This window comes from Clostridium sp. (assembly GCF_051650885.1).
In the GTDB taxonomy this organism is placed as follows: domain Bacteria; phylum Bacillota; class Clostridia; order Clostridiales; family Clostridiaceae; genus Clostridium.
The window spans coordinates 1-7,057 of record NZ_JBOFRG010000003.1 but is presented as its reverse complement, the minus strand read 5'-3'; the positions used below and the strand labels follow the sequence as shown (position 1 = coordinate 7,057).

Genomic DNA, 7,057 nt, shown 5'->3' with positions numbered 1-7,057 from the left:
ATTTTTCAGCAATTGGCTCTATTCCTGGTAATGTACAGTTGAATTCTGAAGTTATTAAATCAATTCCTCCAGTTGCTAAAACTGCTTCACTTGTATAGTTGTTTCCAGCATGACCTACGAATACTTCGTTGTAATGCTCTCCTCTAACTTGAAGATCTTGCCCAACACAAGTACATCCTACAAGTCTAAATCCTTTAGCTCCTGCTTCTTTAGCCATTTTAGTAGCTTCTTCAGTTATAAGTGCATCTTGAAGATGAGCTATTACTGAATGTTGATGACCTGTTGTCATTATGTTTATATAATCTTCATCTATAACCTTCATACCAACAGATGCCTGTCTTATAACTGGATCTCCTAGCATAATATCATTTAATAAATTTACAAGAGTTAATCCATAAAGTCCTGTTGAAATTCCAAGTCTTAAGCTACTCATATACATATCAATAGGGTCACTACTTAAGTTTGTTGAACTTTTTACTACTCCATCAAAAACTTCTGATTTTGCTCCACCTGGTAATATCCCAATTTCTTTCCACTTAGCGAATCTAGGTGCATAAGCAAGTTTTTCTACTAATTCCATTCTTTCATATCTTGGTTTATAAAGGTCTTTTAAAACTGCATCTGCAATTTTTAAAGCCTCCTCATGTTTATCATCTTCATTAATTTCAAATATTTTAGCTACTCTCTCTAAAGCTCCTAGCCCCTTTAATTCTTCTTTGTTTTCAGCCATTTTCTTTAAATTTAATGCAGTATTTTCAATTACATGAATGTAACACCCTGAACCTGCTGCAACGGCTCTTAAAAAGTTTCTAGCAACTATAGTATCAGCATCAGCTCCACAAATTCCTCTCTTTGCTTTTGGAGTTATTCTACAAGGACCATTAGAACAAAGTCTACAACATACTCCATCAAGACCAAATTTACATTTGATACTTTGTGATTCTACTCTATGATGAGATGTTTCAAAGTCTAACTCTCTTATAAATCCTTCTAACTTCTTATCTGCTGACATACATGTTGAACAGTTTGTTTGGCAGCTATTTTTGCTACAATTTGACATACTAAATTCCAACCTTTCACTATTTAATATTTTAACTTTACCTTTTTGGTATAATTTACTTTTTTAATAATACCATTTTAGTACACTTTAATGCAAGACAAAATTCACTATCTTGCCATTTTTAAACAAATTTTATCTTATCTTTTTGTTCTAATATCTCTTTTAAAGATTTTCTAGACAATATATTTAAGATTTCTCTTTCAATTTCCATCATTTCTGAATATAAAGAACAACCCTTTTGACAAAGAATACAAGCCTTTTTATCTCCAACACATTTATTTATATATATTGGGCCTTCAACAGCTTCAATAACATCCTTTATGGTAAGTTCTTCTAAAGGCTTTTTAAGAACATACCCTCCATTAGTTCCTCTAAAAGAATCTACTATTCCTGCTTTTCTAAGCTTTCTTAATATTTTAAATAAAAATCTAAGTGGAATTTCTTCTTTTTCAGCTATAACACTTGCTTCAATTCTGTTATCTTCTCCTAAATTATACATTGTACGAATTGCTCTTAATGCATAATCTCCCTCTTGTGAAATATTCATATTCCCACATCCTTTTAACTAAAATTGCATCTATCTCTTTATCAAATAAATTCATATTAATTTTTAAATTTAACTCTATTAATTTACCATAAAATATGATAATTTGTAAACATCTTAGTCTTACACTCCCTCTTTAATTTAATCCAACTTTAACAAAAGCTACCATAATAAACTTATGATAGCTTTTATTTTCCTAAACAAACTTTGCAGTACTTCCGTCTCTTTCTCCTGATACAATTATCTTTTTAGGTATTCTATTTTTAAGTTCTTCTACGTGTGAAATAACTCCTACAATTCTTCCTCCACCTTGAAGTTCTGATAAAATATCAATTGCACTTTCTAATGATTCACTATCTAAAGTTCCAAAACCTTCATCTATAAACATAGTATCAAGTCTTATCCCTCCTGAGGTGCTTTGAACAACATCTGAAAGTCCAAGTGCCATTGAAAGTGATGCCTTAAAGCTTTCTCCTCCTGAAAGTGATGTAACTTCTCTTTCTTTATTACTGTAAGAATCAAAAACTTGAAGGTCTAACCCTTGAGCACTTCTCATATCACCAGCTACTTTTTTTCTTAAAAGCTCAAATCTATTATTAGACATTCTAAGAAGCCTTTTATTTGCAGCTCTTAATATATCATCTAAATACGCTGCTAATATATATCTTTCTAAGGTTATCTTCTTATCATTATCTCCATTTATAATTTTTGATAAGCTTCCAACTTTTTCGTATTCTTCTCCCTCTTTTTCAATTTCTTTACTTAGACTTTCTACGCTTTTCATTACTCTCTTATTATTATCATAATTTGACCTTAATTTGCTTATTATCTTTTCTACTTCTTCAATTTCACTTGCCTTAGCCTTGCCTTTTCTTACAATTTCATTCACATCAACCTTTTCTTTTCCTTCTGATGCTTTTTTCTTTTCTTCTAAGGCAGCAGTTTTCTTTCTTAAATTGTCATTATAATTTTCTATTAAATTATCTAACTCTTTAAGCTCTTCTTTATTTTTTTTTGCAGATTTATATTCTTCTAAGCTATTAAAGCCATTTGCCTTACATTCTTCTATATACTCATTTTTAGAAGTTTCAAACTCTTTTGTTAGCGTTATTATTCTTTCATCTTCGCTTTTTATTTCACCTAAAAGATTTTGAAGATTTTTGTTTAAATGCTCTAACATTTCTTTTTTTATCTTAAAATCATCCTCTAATTTTTTCTTAAGATTTAAAAGCTCATTTTCTCTAATGTTTAAGCTTTCTAAAGATTTTATTTCGCCATTAAACTTCTTTTCTATCTCTTCAATATCTTTTTTAACTTTAGCTTTTTCTATTTCTAATTCATTTATTTTCTTTTTATTTTCTTCTATTGCATTATCTTTAGCTTCTATAATCTTCTCTAAAGATTCAAGCTCTTTTCTCATAGTAGGCTCTTTTTCTAAATCTTTATCTATAGTGCTTAAAATTCCTAGGACTTCTTTGCCACGTACACTTATATCATTTCCTTTTTGAACCCCTAATGCTTTATATTCTTCTACTTCCTCTATCTTTAATATCTCTTTTCCTTTTTCTTTTAATTCTTCTCTCTTTTCATCTATACCTTCTCTTAATTTAAGTATTTCTGTTTTTATTTCTATTAAAGAATTATTTGCTTCATTAAATAATTTTTTTAATCTTTCAACTTCTTCTTTGCTTATATCTTCATTTTCTATTTTAGCTTTTTCAGGATGATTTAAAGAACCACAAACAGGACACTTTTCATTTTCTTTAAGTTTCTCTGCTAAAATTCCTGCTTGATTTCTAAAAAGCTTGTCTTCAGCTTCATTAAAAAGCTTTTCTCTTAAACGTACAAGCTTTTCACTTTCTTCATAATTCTTTGTAAGTTCTTTTAAATTCTCTTCATCCTTTATAAAGCTATCTATATTTTTTATAAACTCATTTACTTCTTTCTTTAAGCTTACAAGTTCTGATTTTTCTCTCTCTAGCTTTATCTTTTCATCCTTCATTACACTACATTTTTCAATGTAAGCTTTTGCTTCTTCAATCTTTAAGCTTTTACCCTTTTTTTCATTTTCAAGGTTATTTATTAGCTCCTTCGCCTTTTCATTTCCACTCTCTACACTTCTTAAATAACCTATCTTTTCTTCATAGATTCCAGTCTTTTCTTTAAGTTCTTTTAAAGAATCTAATTCCTTTTCAATATCTTTTACTTTTAATGTTTCTTTTTCAGCTATAAGATATTCTCCTTCAGCCTTTTCCTTTTTTTCTTTAGAAATTTCCATATTTTCATTTAGTTTATTTAACTTTGTTTTACTCATAGTTAAATCTGAATTTACTTTATTGAAAATTTCTTCTTTTATGGAAACCTCCATAGCTTTTCTTCCAAGGTCTCTAGCATTTTCTCTCTTTTTGTTTTCCTCAGAACCTCTAAGAACTTCCTTTACAGCAATCTCTGCATCTATTTTTCCTGAAATAATTTTATTTATTGCATTTCCTTCATTATATAGGGTTATAAGGTCTTCTCTTTCTTTAACTTTTTCTTTCTTTATTTCTTCCTTCTCTTTTATACAAGCTTCTTCGCTCTTTAACTCACCTTTAATATTCTTTAAAATAAGATTTATATCTAAATCCTTTGCATCTATTAATGGCTTTAAAACTGAACCTTCAACTGGAAGATATTCTTTAAGCTTTCCATCTCTTTGTTTTCTTAAATTTTCTGTATTTCCTTTTAATTCTGTTGCTTTTTTAGCTATTTTCACTTGGAAATCATTAATTATATCTGTTTCAAATATTTTTCTAAATATTTCTTCTTTTTCAGTGCTCTTTGCATGAAGTAATTTTTTAAACTCTCCTTGTGGAATCATTACAAGTTGCTTAAACTGTGCACTTGTAATTCCTAAAATTTCTGTTATAGCTTCTGTTACCTTTGATGCTCCTGTTATAGTATTTCCCCCCTCAAAGCTAGTTCCACCATTTATGTCTAATGTTGCCTCAGGTTTTTTCACCGTATACCCTTCACCATTTTTCTTTTTTCTTAAGTACTCAGGGTTTCTCTTTACTACATAATCATTTCCCTTTAAAGTAAATGCAAGTTCTACTATTGTGTCATCTTCTGGCTTTGCAAAATCACTTCTAAGCCCCTTTGCATCACGTGTTTTACTGCTAGCTTCACCATAAAGTGCAAAGTTTATAGCATCAAAAATAGTTGTTTTTCCAGCCCCTGTGTTTCCTGCAATAACAAACATATTATCCTTGTCTAAATTTCCTGCAAAGTCTAATACAACTTCCTCTTTATATGGACCAAAAGCTCTCATTAAAAGCTTTCTTATTTTCATCTACTTTTCCCCCTTTATAACCTCATTTAATACATCTTTTACTATATCTACTGCACCTTCTAATACATCTTCTCTTCCTACAGCTGTAAAAAAGTCTACTGTTAATTCAAATGGCGATTTATTTTTTAAGCCTTCTAATCTTTCTTCCTCTAAATCAATAGCCTTAGAAACATCCTCATATCTAAGCTCCATAATGTTTGGATATACTCCTCTTAGTCTTTGCATAGGCTCTACTACATCTCTATTATTCTCTAACACTACCTTTATATAATCATCTTTTTTTTGATTTTCAGAATACTCTACTGCTATTAAATCCTCAAGCTTTCCTCTAAGTTCCCTAAAGTCTCTCTTTAGTTGAAAATCTATTTCTCTCGATTCTATACTCTTATCTTTATTTAAAATTGTTTCTATAACTCCAACCTTATTATTCATTTCACTAAATGAATATTTCATAAGAGAGCCTGCATATCTTATTCTATCTCCATCAACTCTCTGTCTCTTATGAATATGTCCAAGTGCTACATAATCAAAATCTTTAAATATACTAGAGTTTATAACTTCAGTTCCTCCAATTGAAAGTCTTTTTTCTGACTCACTTTCTACTATTTTTTCAGCTCCCTTAGATACATATCCATGAAATACTGCTACATTTCTTTCTTCTTTATTAAAAGAGATAGTTTCTATAACTTTCTTTACTGCATCTTCATGATTTTTTATTTCATCATCATTAAAGAGTTGTCTTACATAATAAGGGTCTGCATAAGGTATAAGATAAAAATTAACCTTTCCATCCTCATCTTCTAAAACTACTTTTTTAACTTCTTTTTTAAGCTCTCCACTTACATAAAATCCCGCTTTTTCATAAAGCTTATCTCCAAAACCAACTCTTTCACTACTATCATGGTTTCCTGCAATAGAAATCACTGGTGTACCTAAATCAAATATAATCTTATTTAATGTTTCATTTAATAAATCCACAGCCTCAACAGGTGGAATTGATCTATCATAAATATCTCCTGCTATAATTACACAGTCAGGTTTTTCAGTCTTTATCTTTTCAAATAATTGGTCTAAAATATATTTTTGGTCTTCTGTCATATAAAAGCTATTTACAAGCTTTCCTATATGCCAATCCCCAGTATGAAAAATTTTCATCTACTCACTCCCTTAAAAATATTCTATATTTTTATTTTAGCCTACATAACACTCCTTATGCAAACCTCCACCTAATTTTTTACAGTAGTTTTATGTTATACTATTCTTTGGTATTTTACATATTTTAAATATTTTTAGAAGGTGATTTTTATGTACTGTAAACTTAATGATAAACTTCAAATTTACTACGATAAACTTGGAGAAGGTGACCCTTTAATTCTTATTCATGGAAATTCTTGCAATAACACTATGTTCAATAAAATTAAACCTTATTTAAGCACAAAACATACAGTTTACGCTTTAGATTTACCAAACTACGGCAAATCAAGCAAAGTAAGATTTTATAAGTTTGAAGATTTAGCTGATATTCTTTGTGAATTTATAGAAAAATTAAATCTTCAGGCTAAAGCTACTGTTCTTGGATATAGTGATGGTGCAATAATAGCCTTACTTATGGCTTCAAGACATCCAAATCTTTTAAAAGAAGTTTTCTCTTGTGGCGCAAACCTAAACCCAAGAGGAATGAAAAACTATGCATACTACGCTTTTAAATTTGCCGCTTTTTTTACAAGAAGTAAAGATTTTAAAATGTTAGTTACAGAACCTCATATTGATATAGATGAACTCCATAAAATAACTGTTCCAGTTCATTTAATTGTAGGTGAGCGTGACTTTATAATTAGAGAGCACACTCTTCTTATAAAAAATAATATTGAAAATTGTACTTTAAATATTTTAAAACATCATGGCCATTTAAGTTATATCCATTATTCTGATAAAGTAATCCCTACCCTACAAAGTTTAAATTTATAATTTAACTAAAAAGAAGGGGCTGTCGCACTAAAAAGTAGTGCACAGTTCCTTTTTTATACAAAAAAACAAATCCCTAACTTCGAAAAAGTTAGGGATTCTGATAAAATGTTTGTATGCTTAAAACCAACATTTTACTTAAAGATTATACTATCAA

General features: G+C 29.3%; 4 protein-coding genes and 1 pseudogene. 1 reads left to right on the top strand and 4 read right to left on the bottom strand.

Annotation, left to right across the window (positions count from 1 at the left end; translation table 11 throughout):
- The 4 genes and pseudogenes from ACRC28_RS00035 to ACRC28_RS00020 all read right to left on the bottom strand — a co-directional run.
- Positions 1-1,060 (bottom strand): annotated as a pseudogene (locus tag ACRC28_RS00035) (anaerobic carbon-monoxide dehydrogenase catalytic subunit); the annotation flags it as partial.
- A 121-nt stretch (positions 1,061-1,181) separates the two neighbouring features.
- Complete coding sequence (locus ACRC28_RS00030) at positions 1,182-1,607, bottom strand: RrF2 family transcriptional regulator (RefSeq protein ID WP_438541413.1); 426 nt, start codon at positions 1,605-1,607, stop codon at positions 1,182-1,184.
- A 193-nt stretch (positions 1,608-1,800) separates the two neighbouring features.
- A complete protein-coding gene (locus tag ACRC28_RS00025) occupies positions 1,801-4,935 on the bottom strand; it encodes an AAA family ATPase (protein WP_438541412.1) in 3,135 nt (1,044 codons plus the stop codon).
- Positions 4,936-6,090: an exonuclease SbcCD subunit D gene (locus ACRC28_RS00020; protein ID WP_438541411.1), complete on the bottom strand. Its 1,155-nt coding sequence runs from the start codon at positions 6,088-6,090 to the stop codon at positions 4,936-4,938.
- Positions 6,091-6,240: 150 nt separating this feature from the next.
- Here ACRC28_RS00020 and ACRC28_RS00015 point away from each other — a divergent pair, with 150 nt between their 5' ends.
- On the top strand, positions 6,241-6,903 hold the full coding sequence (locus ACRC28_RS00015) for an alpha/beta fold hydrolase (RefSeq protein ID WP_438541410.1): 663 nt from the start codon (positions 6,241-6,243) through the stop codon (positions 6,901-6,903).
- Positions 6,904-7,057 lie beyond the last annotated feature (154 nt).